Origin of the sequence: Cetobacterium sp. ZWU0022, from assembly GCF_000800875.1 — a bacterium.
Taxonomy (GTDB): Bacteria; Fusobacteriota; Fusobacteriia; order Fusobacteriales; family Fusobacteriaceae; genus Cetobacterium_A.
The window spans coordinates 100,925-119,101 of the sequence record NZ_JRJZ01000041.1 but is presented as its reverse complement, the minus strand read 5'-3'; the positions used below and the strand labels follow the sequence as shown (position 1 = coordinate 119,101).

The following is an 18,177-nucleotide window of genomic DNA, read 5'->3' as shown; positions in this document are numbered from 1 at the left end:
TTAAATTGATAGCATAGGTCCAAGGTGTTGACCACCTAAGATGTGGAAGTGTAAATGAAACACCTCTTGCCCACCATGAGAATTACAATTAGTAATTACTCTATACCCATCTTCAGAAATATTTAAATCTTTAGTAATATCTTTAATTGCTAAATACATAGCTGTAAGATATTCTGAATCCTCTGCTGTAATATCATTTAAAGTTGGAATCTCCTTTTTGGGAACAACTAAAATATGAATTGGTGCTGCAGGATTTATATCTTTAAAAGCAATTACTTTATCATTTTCAAAAACGATAGAAGCTGGAATCTCTCTATTTATAATTTTTGTAAATATAGTAGCCATAAGTTCACTCCTTTTTTAATTAAAGTTCTATAGCTTCGATTCTTGTTAAGTGTCTACCACCTTCGAATTCAGTTCTTAAGAATTCATCTACAATTTCAAGAGCTAAAATATCTCCAGTCATTCTAGCACCAAGAGCTAAAATATTAGCATCATTGTGCTCTCTAGTAAGTTTAGCCATAGTTGTATTTGAGCAAAGAGCCGCTCTGATTCCTTTAAATCTATTAGCTGCAATTGAAATTCCAATTCCAGTTCCACAGATAAGTATTCCAAAATCAGCTTCTTTTTCTAGAATAGAGTTAGCAACAGATTTTGCATAAGTTGGATAATCAACAGAATCAGTTGAATAACATCCTTTATCTAAAACTTCAAATCCTTTTCCTTCTAAGTGTTTCTTAACAATTTCTTTTAAAGCAAATCCACCATGATCTGCACCTAAAGCTATTTTCATTTATTTATACTCCTTAAACTCTTATAGTAATGTTTTTAGATTAGTCTTCAAATCCGTGGAAGTGAGCGTGACCGTGCTCAATCTCTTCTTCAGTAGCTTCTCTAACATCAGAAACTACAACATCGAATTTTAAGTTTTTACCTGCAAATGGGTGGTTTCCATCAGCAGTAACAATTTCATCTTCGATTTTTGTGATGATGAATGATTGCTCAGTATCGTCGTCCATATCAGCTATGAAGTCAAGCCCTTCATAAAGATCATCGAATTCAACGAACTCTGATTTTTCCATTTCAACGATTAAATCTTCGTCGTATTCTCCGTATCCTTCTTCTGGAGTTAATTCAATAGTAGTAGTATATCCTTTTTCTTTACCTTCTAAAGCTTCTTCGATAGCAGGAACAAAGTTTCCAAATCCGTGAATGTAGAAAAATGGTCCTACGTCTTGTGTATCCTCTAAAAGTTCTCCGTTGTTTTTGTCGTAAACTTTAAACTCAAGTGTTACTACTTTTCCTTCTTCTATTTTCATATAAAACACCTCACTAAAATCCCTATATATAATAGGGTTATTTGACACTTTAAAGCATAGCATAAAATAGAATAAATTTCATTAAAAATCTTAAATTATTTAAAAAATCCCATATTTTTTTTGACAATCTTACAATTTTCCTCATCCGTAAACTTTTTTAATAGATAAAATGCAACATCAATTGCTGTACTAGGTCCAGAGGAAGTAATGATATTGTCAGAGATGACTATATCTTCAGATATAGGAATAGCTCCGTATTGCTTTAGCTGTTTAAAATATCTTTCATTATCTAATAGATAAGTAGTTGCGGGAATATTTTTTAAAAAACCATGAATTGCAATAGCAAGGGAACCAGTACAGATTCCAATAACAACTTTTTTATTTAAAATAAAATGATTTAACAAGGATTTTAACTCATGAGATTGAATATCATTAAAGAATCCGGCTTTACCAAATCCGCCAGGGATAACAAGAGCATCAAATTCGTTGAGAGGTAATTCTGTAGTTCTTAAGTTAATCTCAGGTACAATTTTTAAGTTCCAAGTTGCATTAAGTTCATCATGAAGGGCACAAATCGTGGAAAAAATTTTTTTATTTCCTACAATATTATTCCAACCGAAGACATCAAGAAATGGTGCTAGTTCTAGTGTTTCAAAGCCATTTGAGACAAAAATTAAAATTTTTTTCATAAAAATTATATTTCCTTTCAAAAAATAGTTGACTTAATTTCTAAAAAGCTCTACAATATCTCGTATTTTAAAAGAAATTAATAATGTAAATTATATATTATTTTGTAACTTTTTAATATCATTTTTTAAGAACAAAATTTATTAAACAAGGAGGTAAGATGACTAAATTAAATCAATATCAAACACCTATATTCTCAACACTGAAGGACGTATATGCGAAAAGAGACATAGTTCCATTCCATGTTCCAGGGCATAAGAGAGGAAAGGGAATGGATAAAGAGTTTTACGAGTTTATGGGACCAAATCCCTTTTCAATTGATGTAACTATCTTTAAGATGGTTGATGGATTACACAATCCAAAAAGTTGTATAAAAGAAGCACAAGAATTAGCAGCTGACGCTTATGGAGTAAAGAAGACCTTCTTCGCTGTCAACGGAACATCAGGAGCAATTCAAGCTATGATAATGTCTGTTGTAAAGCCAGGAGAGAAGATATTAGTCCCGAGAAACGTTCATAAATCGGTTTCTGGAGGAATCATATTAAGTGGATCAATTCCAGTTTACATGAATCCTGAAGTGGATGATGAATTAGGAATAGCTCATGGAGTTAGACCAGAGGTTGTTGAAAATATGCTGAAACAGCATCCAGATACAAAAGCTGTTTTAATTATTAATCCAACATACTATGGAGCAGCAACTGATATTAAAAAGATTGCAGATATAGTTCATAGCTACGATATTCCTTTAATAGTTGATGAGGCTCACGGAGCTCACTTACACTTCCATGAAGAGTTACCAATATCAGCGATAGATGCAGGAGCGGATATTTGTTGTCAAAGTACACATAAAATAATTGGAGCGATGACACAAATGTCAATGTTACACGTAAACTCAACAAGAGTTGACGTTAACAGAATTCAACAAATATTAAGTTTATTACATACAACATCTCCTTCATACCCGTTAATGGCATCATTAGACTGTGCTAGAAGACAGATAGCTACTGAAGGTAGAGAGTTATTGACAAGAACATTGAAATTAGCGAGAGATTTAAGAGCTGAAATCAATAAAATACCAGGAATTTTCTCATTTGGAAAAGAAATCGTTGGAAGATATGGAATTCATGACTTTGATGATACAAAACTTTCTATATCAGCAAGAGAGTTAGGATTAACAGGATTTGAATTAGAAACTTTATTAGTTGATGATTATAATATCCAAGTTGAGTTATCAGATTTCTATAATGTTTTAGGATTAGTAACATTAGGAGATGATGAAACAAGTACTGGAAGACTTTTAGAAGCTTTAAAAGATATCAGTAAGAGATTCTTTGGAAAGGGAAAAACTATTGCAGAATCAGTTGGAAAGATGCCAGCTATTCCAGAATCAGTTTTAATTCCGAGAGAAGCATTCTACAGTGAAAACAATAGAATTAAATTCTTAGAAAGTGAAGGAAAGATTTGTGCTGAGATGGTAATGGCATATCCACCAGGAATTCCAGTAATCACTCCAGGAGAAAGAATATCAAAAGATACAATCACTTATATTCAAAATCTGAAAGCAGCAAAACTTCATGTTCAAGGAATGGAAGATCCAGAATTAGAGTTTATAAAAGTTATAGACGAAGAGGATGCAGTATACCTATATACAGAGAAAATGAAAAATAAGATGTTTGCTGTTCCAATGAACTTAGGAGCTAATAAAGCAGGAATCGAGTTTGGACCAGAAGTATTAGAAGAGCATTTCCCAGATACATTTGGAGAGATGACTTATATAGATGTAGAAAAACAAAGAGAAAACTTCAATGAGTGGTCATTAAAGTATAAAAATACTATATTAAACACTTGTGAAAAGTTAGCTACAGCAGTAAATGCAGCAGTAAGAGATGGGTATAGACCAATAACTGTTGGTGGAGATCACTCTATCGCTTTAGGATCAATATCTGGAGTTGCATTAGAAAAAGAGGTTGGAGTAGTATGGATTGATGCTCATGGAGATATGAATACAGATGAAACAACAATGTCAGGAAATATTCATGGAATGCCTCTTGCACTTTTACAAGGAGCTGGAGATAGAGATTTAGTTAACTGTTTCTATGAGGGTGCTAAAATAGAAAGCAAGAATGTTGTAATCTTAGGTGCTAGAGATCTTGATGTAAAAGAGAGAGAAGTAATTGAAGAGCTAGGAGTTAAAGTAATTCCTTACGATGAGGTTGTACATAAAGGATTAGAAAATGTTTTAGATGAAATTAGAGATTACTTAAAAATTGATAATATTCATATAAGTTTTGACGTAGATTCAGTTGATCCTGAGTTTGCACCAGGAGTAAGTACACCAGTAAGAAACGGATTTACACCTGAGGAAATGTTTAAAACATTTAGATTCTTATTTAAGAATTACTCTATCACATCGGTAGATATAGTAGAGTTTAATCCAGTAAATGACAAAAATGAAAAAACGATGAATTTTGTAAATGATTTAACGGAGTTTGTATTAAATCCAAACGTATAGTTTATAGAGGTGTGAGATGAAAAAGGCGGTATTAGCTAATTTAGAGCAGAATTATTCAACGTATAGTAAAAGTTTTAAAAAAATTGTAGATTTTATAAAACATAACCAGAGCATAGTTTCATTTATTTCTATAAATGAGTTAGCTAAGGAGACAGGAACTAGTCCGGCTACAATAACAAGATTTTCAAAAAATTTAGGATTTAAAGGGTATCCTGATTTCCAAAGAGTTTTCCAAAAGGATGTTGAAATTTCGACTTCTCAAATGAAAGAATTTAGAGAAGAGATTGATTCAATGTCAGGTGATGGAATACTTTCTGAGATCATAACTACAAACATTGAGCTTTTAGAAGAGATGGATGTTACATCTATTGAAGATCAATTAGAGTCAGCAATGGAAATGATAAAAAGTAGTAGAAAGTTATATATTTTAGGAGCTAGAGGTTCTTATGCACTAGCATATTATTTATACTTTATGTTAAAGGAATTAAGAGAAGATGTAGAGTTGATGATATCAGGAGCTTCTGATTTCACAGATAAGCTATTATACTCGAGCCCAGATGATGTGCTGTTTACAATATCATTCCACCCATATACAAACTTCACGTGTCAAGTTACTGAGTTTTTTAAAGAGCAAGGTAATAAAATAATTACTATGACGGATAAGAAGGATTCTGTGTTAGGTAATATATCTGACTTAGTAATCACAACTAAAAATGGAGGAAAAGCTTATACTTTTGTTCCAGGAATAATAATTTTAAATGCGCTACTTCTGAAGTTTGGAAAGCAAAATAAAGAGGAAAGTATTGAAAGATTAGATAAACTGAAAAAAATAACAGATAGATTTAATATCTATCAAAGATAAAAAAAAAGAGAGCGAAAGCTCTCTTTTTTATCTTTGGTATTTTAACTTTAAAAATAGATTATCTATAGTTCTAAGAAGTAATCCAATTAAAAGTAGTGGAAATAGATAGAACTTTGCTGAATAATCTACAATAGAGTTATTATTAGCTCTTTTTTTGTCTAGCATTTTATTTTTTCTTCACCCCTTTTATTTACAAAAATCATTATATACCACTTTTTCTATTTATGCAAGAAATAAAAAACAGTTGTTTTAGAAGTTGATTTATGCTAAAATAATTAATTGAAAAGTGCTTTTAAATAAGTAAGTTGATACTAAAAAAATAGAACAGAATAATGAAGGAGAAAAAAATGAGTGAAAATTTAGAAAAAAGATATGGGTTTTCTGTAGCATTTTCAATGGTTGTAGGAATTGTTATTGGAATCGGAATCTTCTTTAAAGCAGGACAGATTTTAACCGCAGCAAACATGAATCCTAAAATAGCAATAGCTGCTTGGGTTCTTGGAGGAGTAATTTCTATCTTATCAGGATTAACAGCGGCAGAAGTTGGAGCGGCAATTCCTGAAACAGGTGGAATGATAGCTTGGATAAAAAGAATTTATGGTGAAAGAATTGCATTTTTAGTTGGATGGGCTCAGTTGATAATATATTTCCCAGCTTTAATAGCTTTAATAGCATATTATTTTGCAGTTTTTACAGGAAACTTTTTAAATGTAGATCCTAGTAACACAGCATTTTTAGGAGGAACAGCTTTTGTCGCAATAACATTCTTATTTGGAATAAATATATTTACAAAAAATATAGGTGGAAAAATTCAAACAGCAGCAACAGCAGCAAAAATAATTCCATTATTATTAATAACTATTTTTGGATTCTTATCTGGAGATAACTCTTCTGGAGTATTTTACATGACAGAAGTTACAAGAGAGGCAACATCATCATCGCCGTTAGTACTTCTTGGATTATCTTTGGTTCCAATAATGTTTGCATTTGATGGTTGGATATATGTAGGAACAATTGCCGGAGATTTGAAAAATGTAAAAAAAGATCTTCCAAAAGCGATTATATTAGGATTAGGATTTATTGCTGTTTTCTATGTAGCATTGAACGTAGCACTTTTAAATGTATTTACAGCTGAAGAGATTGTAAAGCAAGGTATGTTTGGAGTTGCAACAAAGTTATTTGGACCTATGGGAGCAAAATTCATATTCTTAGGAATTATGATTTCAGCTTTTGGAGGATTAAATGGAATGACTTTAGCTTCAACAAGAATTCCTTATACTTTAGCAATAGAAGGACATCTTCCAAAAAAAGAGTTCTTCTCTAAGATAGATGAAAAATATAAGCAACCAGTTAACTCGTCGATTGTTATGTATGTATTGGGAATATTTTTCTTAATTGCGATGTTAGCAACTGGAAATCCAGATATTTTTGGAGATGTTCCTGTAGCATTGTTCTGGTTATTCTATTGTCTAGTATTTTTAGGGTTATTTATCTTAAGAAAAAAAGAACCAAATTTAGAAAGACCATACAAGGTTCCTTTCTACCCAGTGGTACCAATATTAGCCTTAATTGGAGGAGCTTCTATATTTATATATGCAGCAATATCTAATCCAGCATATATGGCTATATCAGTGGCTTTAACACTAACAGGATTATTTGTTTATAGAGATAATAAATAAAAAAAGGTTGCATAGCAACCTTTTTTTATTTCTCAGCCTTAGCTTTTTTAATCTCTTCTATTAAATATGTTGCAGTTTTAGCTAGATCAGTAACTAATCCTAAATCAGCACTTCCAAAAATAGGTGCTGCCTTATCTTTATTTATCGCAATAATATATTCAGATTCTTCCATTCCCGCTAAATGTTGAATAGCTCCAGAGATTCCAAATGCAAAGTAAACATCAGGTCTTACAGTTTTTCCTGTTTGCCCTACTTGTCTATCATGGTTAACTATTCCTGCATCAACAAGAGCTCTAGAAGCCGCAGCCACTCCTCCAAGTTCATTAGCTAAAAGTTCTAAATTATCAAATCCATTAGCTGCTCCTCTACCACCTGCAACTAAAATTTTAGCTTCTGTTATATCAACTTTAGCTTTAGCTTCTTTTATTATATTTAAAACTTTAACCTTCATTTTTGAATGATTAAAGTCAACTTTAAAATTAGTTATAACCCCTTCTCTATTTAAGTCTTTTGATAATCTAGTCATAACACCTGGTCTAACAGTTGACATCTGTGGTCTGTGATCAGGGCATATGATTGTTGCCATTAGATTTCCACCAAAAGCTGGTCTAGTCATAAGTAGTTCTCTATTCTCACCTATTTCTAGCATTGTACAGTCAGCTGTAAGTCCAGTTTCTACTCTTGACGAGATTCTAGGTCCAAGGTCTCTTCCTAAAGTTGTTGCACCGATTAAAACGATTTCAGGTTTTACAGTATCTATAATTTTTGAAAACGCTTGAGTATAAGCTTCAGTATCGTAGATATCTAGTTCTTTAGAATCTACAATAATAACTTCATCAGCACCATAGGCGATAAGCTCTTTAGATAGATTTTCAATATTATATCCTAAAAGTACTGCAGTAACTTTCTCATTTAAAGATTCTGCTAACTCTTTTCCTTTTCCAATTAGTTCTAAACCAACATTTTGTAATACTCCCTCTCTTTGCTCAGCAAAAACAAGGATTCCTTTATATTCATTTAAATTCATGCTATTCTCCTTTTTTAAAGTTTTAGATTATAAATTTTTCCTTTAGCTTTTCAACAATAATTTTTGCAGCTTCTTGAGGGTCAACTTCATGAAGTTGTCCAGCAGCCTTAACTCCCTTAGTAAATGATTTTTTTACTTTTGTTGGCGAACCTTTTAATCCTAATTTCTCCTCTACAACATCAGATAATCTATCTACACCCCAGATTTCAACCTCTTTATTAAAAGCTTCAACAATATTTTTAACATTCATATATCTAGGTTTATTTGCTTCAGCTAAAACTGTCATTAGACATGGAGATTCTACTCCAAGTAGCATATATCCTTCCTCTGTAGCTCTTTTAACTGTAAAACTATTTTTTCCATCAAATTCGATATCTTTTACATAAGTGATTTGAGGAATATCTAAAAATTCAGCAATTTGTGGACCAACTTGTGCAGTATCTCCATCAATAGCTTGTCTTCCTGCGATAATAAGGTCATATTCTAACTCTTTAAGAGCAGAAGAGATTGCATGTGATGTAGCTAGTGTATCTGCTCCTGCAAACTTTCTATCAGTTAAAAGAATGGCTCTATCAACTCCCATAGCGATGGCTTCTCTAAGAGCTGCATCGGCTTGAAGAGGTCCCATAGTGATAGCTGTGATATGAGCCCCAAACTTATCTTTTAATTTTAATGCTTCCTCTAAACCACCTTTATCGTCTGGATTTATAATACTAGGGACACCATCTCTAATAAGAGTTCCTTTTATTGGATCTAATTTAATCTCTGTAGTATCAGGTACTTGTTTTATACATACAACTATTTTCATTCTCTTTAATCCTCCCAATTTACTTTAGTAATGAACCAGCAATAACCATTCTTTGAACTTCAGATGTTCCTTCGTATATTTCTGTGATTTTAGCATCTCTCATCATTCTTTCAACAGGATATTCTCTAGTGTATCCGTATCCACCATGAAGTTGAACAGCTTTTGTTGTAACTTCCATAGCTGTTTCAGCGGCAAATAGCTTTGCAGTAGCTGCATCAACAGAGTAATTTTCTTTTCTAGATTTTTTCCAAGCAGCTTTATACACAAGAAGTTTTGAAGCTTCAACTTTCGCATACATATCAGCTATTTGGAATTGTGTATTTTGGAACTGTCCTAATGCTCTTCCGAATTGTTTTCTTTCTTTTACATATTTTATAGTTTCATCTAAAGCTCCACCGGCGATTCCAAGAGCTTGTGCAGCAATTCCAATTCTACCACCATCAAGAGTCATCATAGCTATTTTAAATCCTTTACCAATTGCACCAAGAAGATTATCTTTTGGAATTCTGCAATTCTCAAATATTAGCTCACAAGTAGCTGAACCTTTGATTCCAAGTTTTTTCTCTTTTTTTCCGATAGAGAAACCAGTAGTATCAGCTTCAACAATAAAAGCTGAGATACCTTTTAAACCTAGAGATTTATCTGTCATAGCAAAGATTATATATACATGAGCATATCCAGCGTTAGTTATGAATATTTTAGAGCCATTTAAAACCCATTCGTTAGTGCTCTCATCAAAAATAGCTGTAGTTTGTTGTCCAGCAGCATCAGTTCCAGCGTTTGGTTCAGTTAAACCAAAGGCTCCAATCCATTCTCCAGAAGCCATCTTAGGAAGATATTTTTGTTTTTGATCTTCAGTTCCAAACTCTAAGATAGGAGCAACACCTAAAGATGTATGAGCTGAAAGGATAACACCAGTAGTACCACAAACTTTTGAAAGCTCTTCAACAGCCATAGTATACATGATTTGGTCTCCACCAGCACCGCCATATTGAGTAGGGATAACAATTCCCATAAGTCCAGTATCACACATTTTTTTTACAGTTTCTTCGGGGAATCTTTCCTCTTCATCAATTTCAGCAGCAAGAGGTTTTGCCTCGTTTTCAGCAAAAGCTGTGATCATCTGCTTAAAAAGTTCTTGTGATTTAGTCAAAGTAAAATCCATTTATTTCCTCCTAATATATTTTATTGAATATTTTTAACGATTATAGCTGTTCCCATTCCTCCACCGATACAAAGACTAGCAAGACCATATTCAGAATTTTTCTTTTTCATCTCATGTATCAAAGTTGTTAAAATTCTAGCTCCACTAGCTCCAACAGGATGCCCCAAGGCGATAGCTCCACCGTTTATATTTGTTTTATCTTTAAACCACTCTGGGTCAACAGAATAAATTTCAGAAAGCTCTTTAATTACTCCGAGAGCCTGAGCAGCAAAAGCCTCATTAAGTTCAAGTAGATCCATATCTTTTAAATTTAAATTTGTTTTTTGTAGAACATTTTGTATAGCTGGAACAGGTCCAAGTCCCATAAATAGAGGATCTACTCCTCCTTGTCCAACACCTATTATTTGAACTAGAGGTGTAAGATTGTATTTTTTTATGGCCGATTCAGAAGCTAGTAAAAGAAGTGCAGAACCATCATTTAAGCCAGATGAATTTCCAGCAGTGACAGAGCCCTCCTTTTTAAAAGCAGGTCTAAGCTGTAAAAGTTTTTCTAAAGATGTATTTTTATTTGGATACTCATCTGTATCTATACTAACAGTTCCTTTTCGATCAGTTATTACTATTGGAACAATTTCATCTTTAAATCTACCACTTTGAACTGCAGCGATTGCTTTTTCCTGTGAAGATATAGCAAAAGAATCTTGTTCTTCACGAGAGATAGAATATTTTTCAACAATGTTTTCTGCGGTTATTCCCATATGGACTCCATGAAAGGCGTCTGTTAAAGCATCTAAAATCATGTGATCCTTAGCAAGAGTATCTCCCATTTTAACTCCAGTTCTAAGGTTACTGTTCATAAGAAGAGGAGCTCCAGACATTGATTCTGTACCGCCAGCTAAAATAAGATTAGCCTCTCCAGATTTAATAATTTGATAAGCAGACATGACGGCTTTCATACCACTACCACAAATCTGGTTTAAAGAATATGCTGGAACAGTATGTGGAACTCCACCTTTGATAGAGGCCTGTCTTGCAATTCCTTGTCCTTGTCCAGCGGATAAAACGTTTCCGATGATAACTTCATCTAAAAAGTTTGGATCTAACTTAGTTTCTTCAAAAATATTTTTGATAACTGTTCCAGCAAGATCGCTTGGAGATACCTTGCTTAAAGAACCTAGAAACGAACCGATAGGGGTTCGTTTGGCACTAACAATATAAATTTTTTCCATTTCAATCCTCCCAATAAAGCAGTTTAAATCTCCATAGTTTTTAAATTATCATCTATTACCAATTCAGCCTCAGTAAAATTTTTTATATCTTCAATTGAAGAATATGGACTAATCTCTTTTAGAATAATTCTATTCTCTTGAACTTCCATTACTCCTTTTTCAGTGACAATAAGATTTACTTGATTAGCTGCTGTAAGTGGAAGAGTACAGTTCTTTAATATTTTAGGAGCTCCTTTAGCAGTATGTTCCATAGCGATGATAACTTTTTTAGCACCAACAACAAGATCCATAGCTCCCCCCATTCCAGGAACCATTTTCCCAGGGACCATCCAGTTAGCTAAATTCCCATTTTGATCAACTTGTAAAGCTCCTAGAACTGTAGCGTCGACATGTCCACCACGGATAATTCCAAAGGACATAAAACTATCAAAGAAACACCCACCATCAGCAATAGTGACAAGAGAACCTCCAGCATTTGAGATTCTAGAATCAGCATTGTCATCACAAGGCGTTGGTCCCATTCCAATTAAACCATTTTCAGATTGAAGTGCAACATATATCGAATTTGGAATATAGTTGGCAACTTCAGTTGGAAGTCCAATTCCTAAATTTACAACGTCGCCATCATTAAATTCTTTAGCGACTCTTTTGGCGATTATTTCTCGTATTTTTTCTTTTGTAAGTTCCATCTATTTCCCTCCTTTAACAACATAGTCAACAAATATTCCAGGAATAACAATTTCATTAGGTTCTAGAGATCCTTCTATAATTTCATCAGCTTCAACAATGACAATATCAGCAGCTGTAGCCATAATTGTATTAAAATTTCTAGTTGAACCAAAGAAAGAGATGTTTCCGAAGGAGTCTACTTTGGTACCGTAAATAAGAGCGACATCGGCTTTCAATGGTTTTTCAAGTAGATATTTCTTATTGTCTACTTCGATAATATCCTTTCCCTCTTGAACAATAGTTCCAACACCAGTAGGAGTAAGAACTCCTCCTAACCCAGCACCTGCAGCTCGAATTCTTTCAGCAAGAGTTCCTTGAGGAACAAGTTCTACTTCTAGTTCACCACTATTCATCTGTTTTCCTGTTTCAGGATTAGTACCAATGTGTGAAACAATAGCTTTTTTAACTCTTTTATTGACAATTAGTTTACCTCTTTCAAAATCAGGAAAACTTGTATCGTTTGCAATAATAGTTAAATCTTTAGTGCCATTCTCTAATAGCTTTTCAATAATCTCTTTGGGAGAACCACATTTTAAAAATCCTCCAATCATAAGAGATGAATCGTTTTTTATAAGTGAAGCTGCAAAATCAATAGAGACCAATTTTTTCATAACTCACTCCTTTTTTAAGTTAGCAAGTACATACTTGCGTATTTTCAGTATGAATATATACCTCACATAAAAAGGAAATGTCAATAGTTAAAAGAAAAATATTTTTTTCGAACATAAAAAGTATATTATAAACATTCTTGTGGTGGGAGTTTTTAAAAAATGAAAATATTTTTTTATTTTTTTTTAAAAGAATTGACAAAGAGGTCAAGAATAAGGTATATAATTGGGATAGTGGAAAATACTGGAGAAATCAGGAGGCATTGATGAAAACACGGGATAGAATTTTAGAGTGCGCACAAAAGCTTTTTTCAGAAGAGGGATTTGAAAAGGTATCAACAAAGCGAATAGCAAAAGAAGCTGAATGTAATGAAGTTACAATTTTTAGATTGTTTGGAACAAAGAATAATATTTTAGAGGAAATTATAAATAAATTTGTTGAAGAGAGCAAGATAATAAAATCTTTACATGAGAGTTTGACGGGAAACTTAGAGCAAGATATTGCAAAAAGTATTTTATTATATCAAAGTTTTTTACAGCAACATGAAATAATTTTTAGATTACAATTGAAACTATCGGATAGTGAAAATCAAAAGTTTATAAGAACGATTGATTTTAGAAATTATTTAGTAGATCATTTTATTGGAGTTTTTTATGAGAATAAAATTCAATATGCTCCAGAAATTTTTGTAAATGATATGTTGAGTAGTATTATGGGTGGATTTCTTTTAAAAATATTAACTCAAGGAAATTTCACTGGAGATAGGGATGGATATTTTTTAGAAGAGAAGATAAAATTTTATCAAAACTCGCTTAATAGATATAAAAAATTGGATTAAAAAAGAGAGAATACCAAGAGGTTTCTCTCTTTTTCTTTTTAATATTTATAGAATCCTTCACCAGATTTTCTACCAAGCTTTCCAGCACGAACCATTTTCTTTAGAAGAGGATGAGCTCTATATTTAGTATCACCAAATTCAGAACTTAAAACATCCATAATAGCTAAAACAACATCTAAACCAACTAAATCTGCAAGAGCAAGTGGTCCGATAGGATGATTAGCACCATATTTCATGGCATTATCTATATCTTCTATAGTTGCAATTCCATCAGCCAAAATACCGATAGCCTCATTAATCATAGGGATTAAAATTCTATTTACAATAAATCCAGGTGCTTCTTCACATAAAACGGGTTCTTTTCCTAATTCTTTTGAAAGAGAAAAAATAGTTTCATAAACTTCAGAACTTGTCGTGTATCCTTTGATGATTTCAACAAGTTTCATGACAGGAGCAGGATTAAAGAAATGCATTCCGATAACTCTTTCAGGATGCTTTGTAGATGTCGCTATCTCTGTGATTGAAAGAGAGGATGTATTTGTAGCAAAGATAGCTTTCTTTGAACAGATCAAATCTAATTTAGAAAAAAGTTCTTTTTTTAGAGAGATTTTTTCAGATATAGCCTCGATAACTAAGTCAGCCTCTTTTGCATCCTCTAAGTTTAAAGTAGTTTCAATTTTGCTTAAAATACTAATTTTAGTGTCTTCTGTAATTTTCTCTTTTTCTACAAGCTTACTTAAAGATTTCGTTATACTTTTTTTAGAGTTCAAAAGAGCATTTTCAGAGATATCAGTGATTAAAACATCATGCCCTCCTGTTGCAAAAACTTGAGCAATACCAGTAGACATAACTCCAGCACCAATAATAAATACTTTCATATCATTTCCTCCTAGAATTTTATTTGTTAGTAAAATTTGGTTTTCTTTTTTCTAAAAATGCAGCCATTCCCTCTTTTTGATCATCGGTAGAGAAGCAAAGTCCAAAAAGACTACTTTCGATAAACATAGATGTTGCTTCATCAACTTGGATTCCTTTATTTATAGCTTCTTTTGAATATTGAACAGCTAACTTAGCATTAGAGCTTATTTTTTTCGCCATTTCAAAAGCTGAATCCATAAGTTTGTCGTGTTCAATTACTTTATTGACTAATCCAATTTTTTCCGCTTCATAAGCATCGATTATAGATCCAGTGTAAATAAGTTCTTTTGCTTTTGCTAATCCGACAAGTCTAGGTAATCTTTGTGTTCCACCAGAACCTGGAGTTATACCTAGCGCAACCTCTGGTTGGCCAAGTTTAGCTTTGTCAGAAGCCAAACGAATATCACAAGCCATTGCAAGTTCACAACCACCGCCAAGAGCAAATCCGTTTATAACTCCAATAACAACTTTATTGATATTTTCAACTGCGTTGAATGCATTAGTACCTAAAATACCAAACTCTTTGGCTGCTTTTGTAGTTAAATCTTTCATAAAAGATATATCCGCTCCAGCAACAAAAGATCTTCCTTCACCAGTTAAAAGAATAACATCAATATCACTATTTTTTTCAAGCTCTAAAAAACACTCATAAATCTCTTTGTATGTTTTTTCATTTAAGGCATTTAAAGATTCTGGTCTGTTTATTTTCACAACACAGATCTTTTCATAAAACTGAATTATAATATTCTCAAATACCATTTTTTCCTCCTTATTTTCGAAATCGTAATTAAAAAATATTTAACGGTCCCTTATTACCTCGAAATAATTAAATTTGTCAAATTTTTTTTAAATTCAAAAATATTTTTTTAACTCAAAAGTGTCTGTAATATGTAGTTTTAGAACTGAAATGAGACTTTAAAATATTTTTTTTGAAAAAATGACTATTGACTTAGGAAAAAAGGTGGGGTATATATAGCTAATGACAAAACTAAAGTAAGCACTCACTTACATCCTACTTGAAATTTTATGAGAAAATAAACATTTTAGGAGGAAGATATGGGAACGGTAACGGCGATAATAAAGCTCAGTCCAGTTTTAGTTTTAGCAGGACTGATGATGAGTGGGTATGATGCATTATTAGCAGCACCTTTAGCAACAGTTTATGCGGCATTGGTAGCAGGTTTAGTAGCAAAGAAGAAAATAAATGAGATTATCGATGCGTGTATAAAAAATGCAAGAGAGATGCAAATAGCCTTTTTTATCCTAATGATGGCATATGCAATGGCCGAAGCTTTTATGGCTACGGGGGTTGGAGCTTCTATTATAAATATAGCTTTAGGATTTGGATTGACAGCAAGAACAGTAGCAGTAGTTGGAATAATCGTAACATCAATTCTATCAATTGCGACTGGAACAAGCTGGGGAACATTTGCAGCATGTGCACCAATATTTTTATGGCTGAATCATATAGTTGGAGGAGATATGTATTTAACTTTAGCAGCTATTGCTGGAGGAGCATGTTTTGGTGACAACATAGGTCTTATTTCAGATACAACAATCGTAAGTTCAGGAATTCAAAGAGTTGAAGTTGTAAAAAGAATAAGACATCAAGGAGTATGGTCGGCACTTGTATTGGTTTGTGCAGTAATAACTTTCTATGTAGTTAGTGTTGCTATGGGATTACCAACTGAGGTTGGAAGTCCAGTTGAAGCTATAAATCAAATACCTGAATCAGCATGGGCCGCTCTAGCAGAGAAAAGAGAGAGTGCAGTTGCATTACTTAACCAAGTTAAAAGTGGAGTGCCTTATTATATGGTTATTCCTCTAATATTAGTTTTAATTTCAGCTTTTAAAGGAGTAAATACTTTATTATGCTTATTCCTTGGTATATTTGCATCGTTTATATGTGGTATGTTTGCAGGAACTGTAGAGAGTCCAGGAGCTTTTTTAGACTTAATTTATACTGGTTTTGAAGGAGCGGGATCTTGGGTAATTGTAATGATGATGTGGGTTGCAGCGTTTGGTGGAATAATGAAAATTATGGATGCGTTTAGACCAATATCAACTTTGATTAAAAAGATTTCTGGAAATGTTAGACAACTTATGTTCTATAATGGAGTTTTATCAGTTTTAGGAAATGCAGCATTGGCTGATGAGATGGCGCAGATAGTTACAATAGGTCCAATTATAAAAGAGCTTGTGGAGAAAAATGTTAAGGGAAGTCCTGAAGCAATCGAAACTTTGAGATTAAGAAATGCTACTTTTAGTGATGCACTAGGAGTTTTTGGATCTCAGTTAATTCCATGGCACGTTTATATAGGATTCTATTTAGGAATTGCAAACGCAGTTTATCCATTGGCATCGTTCACAGCAATGAGTATTATAAAATTTAATTTTATGGCTTATATAGCTGTGGGAAGTATCTTGATACTGACTTTAACAGGGTTAGATAGACTTATTCCACGATTTGCACTTCCAGCAGAACCAGAAGTGAGTTTGATGGGTGAAAATGAAGAGATTGATATGATGGTAGAAACAGAGGAGTTAGTATAATAAAAAAAGAGTAAAGGAGATAGGAGTTATGACAAAATCGATGATAAGACTAAGAATGAGTACAGCAGACGCTCATTATGGTGGGAATTTAGTAGACGGAGCAAGAATTTTACAGTTGTTTGGAGATGTAGCAACAGAGCTATTGATAAAACATGATGGGGATGAGGGTTTATTTAAGGCTTATAGTGAGGTAGAGTTTATGGCTCCTGTTTATGCTGGAGATTATTTAGAGGTTGTTGGAGAGATTACAAAAATTGGAAATACATCTAGAGTTATGTGCTTTGAAGCAAGAAAGGTAATAGTTCCAAGAGTTGATATATGTGATTCAGCAGCAGATTTTTTAGAAGAACCTATTGTAGTATGTAAAGCAGTTGGGACATGTGTAGTTCCAAAAGCTGTTCAAAGAAAGGGGTAATTATGGAGAAATTAATAATAACAGCCGCAATTTGTGGAGCTGAGGTTACAAAGGATCATAATCCAGCTGTTCCATACACAGTAGAAGAGATAGCTAGAGAAGCTTATAGTGCATATAGTGCGGGGGCGAGTGTTATTCATCTTCACGTTAGAGAGGATGATGGAACTCCAACTCAGAGAAAAGAGCGATATGATGAGTGTATAAAAGCCATCAGAGAAAAGTGTCCAGATGTAATTATTCAACCATCGACAGGAGGGTCAGTGGGGATGACTTCAGAGGAGAGATTGGAGCCAGTTTATCTAAATCCTGAGATGGCAACATTAGATTGTGGTACTTTAAATTTTGGTGGAGATGAAATTTTCGTAAACACTGAGAATATGATAAAAGAGTTTGGAAAAAAGATGATAGATTTGGGTGTTAAGCCAGAGGTTGAAGTTTTTGATAAGTCGATGATAGATATGGCAGTTAGATTATCTAAAAAGGGGTTTATTAAAGAACCGGTTCACTTTAGTTTTGTAATGGGAGTAAATGGTGGAATCTCAGGAGAGTTAAGAGATTTTATCTTTTTAAAAGAAAGCATTCCATGTGGATCTACATATTCGGTTGCAGGTATAGGAAAATTTGAATTCACTCTTGCGGCGGCTTCTATAATTTCAGGAGGTCACGTAAGAGTTGGATTTGAAGACAATATATATATAAGTAAGGGAGTTTTAGCAAAGAGTAATGGAGAGTTGGTTGAAAAGGTTGTGAGAATTGCAAAAGAGTTTGGAAGAGAGATAGCAAATCCAACTGAAGCAAGAAAAATATTAGGTTTAAACTAGGAGGAT

At 33.1% G+C, this 18,177-nt stretch carries 20 protein-coding genes; 7 read left to right on the top strand and 13 right to left on the bottom strand.

The annotated features are described in order from the left end of the window. The 4 genes from L988_RS04365 to L988_RS04350 all read right to left on the bottom strand — a co-directional run bounded on the left by L988_RS04365 (position 1) and on the right by L988_RS04350 (position 2,029). Positions 1 to 345 carry a histidine triad nucleotide-binding protein gene (locus tag L988_RS04365; RefSeq protein WP_047381958.1) on the bottom strand — a complete coding sequence of 115 codons (345 nt, stop codon included), beginning with the start codon at positions 343 to 345 and terminating at the stop codon, positions 1 to 3. A gap of 19 nt (positions 346 to 364) precedes the next feature. Continuing rightward, positions 365 to 793 carry a ribose 5-phosphate isomerase B gene (gene rpiB, locus L988_RS04360; RefSeq protein WP_047381957.1) on the bottom strand — a complete coding sequence of 143 codons (429 nt, stop codon included), beginning with the start codon at positions 791 to 793 and terminating at the stop codon, positions 365 to 367. 40 nt (positions 794 to 833) lie between these two features. After that, positions 834 to 1,319, bottom strand: a complete 486-nt coding sequence (locus L988_RS04355) for a peptidylprolyl isomerase (RefSeq protein ID WP_047381955.1) — start codon at positions 1,317 to 1,319, stop codon at positions 834 to 836. Between the two features lie 95 nt (positions 1,320 to 1,414). After that, a complete protein-coding gene (locus tag L988_RS04350; RefSeq protein WP_231549753.1) occupies positions 1,415 to 2,029 on the bottom strand; it encodes a DJ-1/PfpI family protein in 615 nt (204 codons plus the stop codon). Positions 2,030 to 2,166: 137 nt separating this feature from the next. Here L988_RS04350 and L988_RS04345 point away from each other — a divergent pair, with 137 nt between their 5' ends. Continuing rightward, positions 2,167 to 4,518, top strand: coding sequence for an aminotransferase class I/II-fold pyridoxal phosphate-dependent enzyme (locus tag L988_RS04345; protein WP_047381950.1), 2,352 nt, complete (start codon positions 2,167 to 2,169; stop codon positions 4,516 to 4,518). A 16-nt stretch (positions 4,519 to 4,534) separates the two neighbouring features. Next, positions 4,535 to 5,380 (top strand): MurR/RpiR family transcriptional regulator, encoded by an 846-nt coding sequence (locus L988_RS04340; RefSeq protein WP_047381948.1) that lies wholly within the window; start codon positions 4,535 to 4,537, stop codon positions 5,378 to 5,380. A 27-nt stretch (positions 5,381 to 5,407) separates the two neighbouring features. Here the strand turns inward: L988_RS04340 and L988_RS13600 are convergent, their stop codons facing one another. Next, positions 5,408 to 5,545, bottom strand: coding sequence for a hypothetical protein (locus L988_RS13600; protein WP_156110638.1), 138 nt, complete (start codon positions 5,543 to 5,545; stop codon positions 5,408 to 5,410). Positions 5,546 to 5,727: 182 nt separating this feature from the next. On the opposite strand from L988_RS13600, the gene L988_RS04335 reads away from it, so the two are divergent. After that, positions 5,728 to 7,059 carry an APC family permease gene (locus tag L988_RS04335; protein WP_047381946.1) on the top strand — a complete coding sequence of 444 codons (1,332 nt, stop codon included), beginning with the start codon at positions 5,728 to 5,730 and terminating at the stop codon, positions 7,057 to 7,059. Positions 7,060 to 7,084: 25 nt separating this feature from the next. On the opposite strand, the gene L988_RS04330 is transcribed toward L988_RS04335, so the two are convergent. From L988_RS04330 to L988_RS04305, 6 genes are read right to left on the bottom strand one after another with little or no spacing between them, the layout of a single operon-like run. Beyond that, entirely contained in the window at positions 7,085 to 8,086 is a 1,002-nt protein-coding gene (locus L988_RS04330) for an electron transfer flavoprotein subunit alpha/FixB family protein (RefSeq protein ID WP_047381945.1), read from the bottom strand. A 22-nt stretch (positions 8,087 to 8,108) separates the two neighbouring features. Beyond that, positions 8,109 to 8,894, bottom strand: coding sequence for an electron transfer flavoprotein subunit beta/FixA family protein (locus L988_RS04325; RefSeq protein WP_047381944.1), 786 nt, complete (start codon positions 8,892 to 8,894; stop codon positions 8,109 to 8,111). 19 nt (positions 8,895 to 8,913) lie between these two features. After that, entirely contained in the window at positions 8,914 to 10,059 is a 1,146-nt protein-coding gene (locus tag L988_RS04320) for an acyl-CoA dehydrogenase (protein WP_047381942.1), read from the bottom strand. Positions 10,060 to 10,079: 20 nt separating this feature from the next. Beyond that, positions 10,080 to 11,288 (bottom strand): acetyl-CoA C-acetyltransferase, encoded by a 1,209-nt coding sequence (locus L988_RS04315; protein ID WP_047381940.1) that lies wholly within the window; start codon positions 11,286 to 11,288, stop codon positions 10,080 to 10,082. Positions 11,289 to 11,311: 23 nt separating this feature from the next. Continuing rightward, positions 11,312 to 11,977: a 3-oxoacid CoA-transferase subunit B gene (locus L988_RS04310; RefSeq protein ID WP_047381938.1), complete on the bottom strand. Its 666-nt coding sequence runs from the start codon at positions 11,975 to 11,977 to the stop codon at positions 11,312 to 11,314. Continuing rightward, entirely contained in the window at positions 11,978 to 12,628 is a 651-nt protein-coding gene (locus L988_RS04305; protein WP_047381936.1) for a CoA transferase subunit A, read from the bottom strand. Between the two features lie 263 nt (positions 12,629 to 12,891). Between L988_RS04305 and L988_RS13220 the strand changes: the two genes are divergently transcribed. Further along, positions 12,892 to 13,464: a TetR/AcrR family transcriptional regulator gene (locus L988_RS13220; protein ID WP_052191683.1), complete on the top strand. Its 573-nt coding sequence runs from the start codon at positions 12,892 to 12,894 to the stop codon at positions 13,462 to 13,464. 38 nt (positions 13,465 to 13,502) lie between these two features. Here L988_RS13220 and L988_RS04295 read toward each other — a convergent pair whose 3' ends face one another. Together L988_RS04295 and L988_RS04290 are read right to left on the bottom strand one after the other, a co-directional pair. Continuing rightward, positions 13,503 to 14,342 carry a 3-hydroxybutyryl-CoA dehydrogenase gene (locus L988_RS04295; protein ID WP_047381934.1) on the bottom strand — a complete coding sequence of 280 codons (840 nt, stop codon included), beginning with the start codon at positions 14,340 to 14,342 and terminating at the stop codon, positions 13,503 to 13,505. A gap of 19 nt (positions 14,343 to 14,361) precedes the next feature. Then, a complete protein-coding gene (locus L988_RS04290) occupies positions 14,362 to 15,141 on the bottom strand; it encodes an enoyl-CoA hydratase-related protein (protein WP_047381932.1) in 780 nt (259 codons plus the stop codon). 297 nt (positions 15,142 to 15,438) lie between these two features. Here L988_RS04290 and L988_RS04285 point away from each other — a divergent pair, with 297 nt between their 5' ends. From L988_RS04285 to L988_RS04275, 3 genes are read left to right on the top strand one after another with little or no spacing between them, the layout of a single operon-like run. Continuing rightward, a complete protein-coding gene (locus L988_RS04285; RefSeq protein WP_047381929.1) occupies positions 15,439 to 16,935 on the top strand; it encodes a Na+/H+ antiporter NhaC family protein in 1,497 nt (498 codons plus the stop codon). Positions 16,936 to 16,963: 28 nt separating this feature from the next. Then, positions 16,964 to 17,350 carry a hotdog domain-containing protein gene (locus tag L988_RS04280; protein ID WP_047381927.1) on the top strand — a complete coding sequence of 129 codons (387 nt, stop codon included), beginning with the start codon at positions 16,964 to 16,966 and terminating at the stop codon, positions 17,348 to 17,350. Positions 17,351 to 17,352: 2 nt separating this feature from the next. After that, positions 17,353 to 18,171 carry a 3-keto-5-aminohexanoate cleavage protein gene (locus tag L988_RS04275; protein ID WP_047381925.1) on the top strand — a complete coding sequence of 273 codons (819 nt, stop codon included), beginning with the start codon at positions 17,353 to 17,355 and terminating at the stop codon, positions 18,169 to 18,171. Positions 18,172 to 18,177 lie beyond the last annotated feature (6 nt).

What these genes read in the sequence shown, in the direction of transcription:
- L988_RS04365 (WP_047381958.1), bottom strand. Translation starts at nt 345, where the DNA reads ATGGCTACTATATTTACAAAAATTATAAATAGAGAGATTCCAGCTTCT.
- rpiB (WP_047381957.1), bottom strand. Translation starts at nt 793, where the DNA reads ATGAAAATAGCTTTAGGTGCAGATCATGGTGGATTTGCTTTAAAAGAA.
- L988_RS04355 (WP_047381955.1), bottom strand. Translation starts at nt 1,319, where the DNA reads ATGAAAATAGAAGAAGGAAAAGTAGTAACACTTGAGTTTAAAGTTTAC.
- L988_RS04345 (WP_047381950.1), top strand. Translation starts at nt 2,167, where the DNA reads ATGACTAAATTAAATCAATATCAAACACCTATATTCTCAACACTGAAG.
- L988_RS04340 (WP_047381948.1), top strand. Translation starts at nt 4,535, where the DNA reads ATGAAAAAGGCGGTATTAGCTAATTTAGAGCAGAATTATTCAACGTAT.
- L988_RS13600 (WP_156110638.1), bottom strand. Translation starts at nt 5,545, where the DNA reads ATGCTAGACAAAAAAAGAGCTAATAATAACTCTATTGTAGATTATTCA.
- L988_RS04335 (WP_047381946.1), top strand. Translation starts at nt 5,728, where the DNA reads ATGAGTGAAAATTTAGAAAAAAGATATGGGTTTTCTGTAGCATTTTCA.
- L988_RS04330 (WP_047381945.1), bottom strand. Translation starts at nt 8,086, where the DNA reads ATGAATTTAAATGAATATAAAGGAATCCTTGTTTTTGCTGAGCAAAGA.
- L988_RS04325 (WP_047381944.1), bottom strand. Translation starts at nt 8,894, where the DNA reads ATGAAAATAGTTGTATGTATAAAACAAGTACCTGATACTACAGAGATT.
- L988_RS04320 (WP_047381942.1), bottom strand. Translation starts at nt 10,059, where the DNA reads ATGGATTTTACTTTGACTAAATCACAAGAACTTTTTAAGCAGATGATC.
- L988_RS04315 (WP_047381940.1), bottom strand. Translation starts at nt 11,288, where the DNA reads ATGGAAAAAATTTATATTGTTAGTGCCAAACGAACCCCTATCGGTTCG.
- L988_RS04310 (WP_047381938.1), bottom strand. Translation starts at nt 11,977, where the DNA reads ATGGAACTTACAAAAGAAAAAATACGAGAAATAATCGCCAAAAGAGTC.
- L988_RS04305 (WP_047381936.1), bottom strand. Translation starts at nt 12,628, where the DNA reads ATGAAAAAATTGGTCTCTATTGATTTTGCAGCTTCACTTATAAAAAAC.
- L988_RS13220 (WP_052191683.1), top strand. Translation starts at nt 12,892, where the DNA reads ATGAAAACACGGGATAGAATTTTAGAGTGCGCACAAAAGCTTTTTTCA.
- L988_RS04295 (WP_047381934.1), bottom strand. Translation starts at nt 14,342, where the DNA reads ATGAAAGTATTTATTATTGGTGCTGGAGTTATGTCTACTGGTATTGCT.
- L988_RS04290 (WP_047381932.1), bottom strand. Translation starts at nt 15,141, where the DNA reads ATGGTATTTGAGAATATTATAATTCAGTTTTATGAAAAGATCTGTGTT.
- L988_RS04285 (WP_047381929.1), top strand. Translation starts at nt 15,439, where the DNA reads ATGGGAACGGTAACGGCGATAATAAAGCTCAGTCCAGTTTTAGTTTTA.
- L988_RS04280 (WP_047381927.1), top strand. Translation starts at nt 16,964, where the DNA reads ATGACAAAATCGATGATAAGACTAAGAATGAGTACAGCAGACGCTCAT.
- L988_RS04275 (WP_047381925.1), top strand. Translation starts at nt 17,353, where the DNA reads ATGGAGAAATTAATAATAACAGCCGCAATTTGTGGAGCTGAGGTTACA.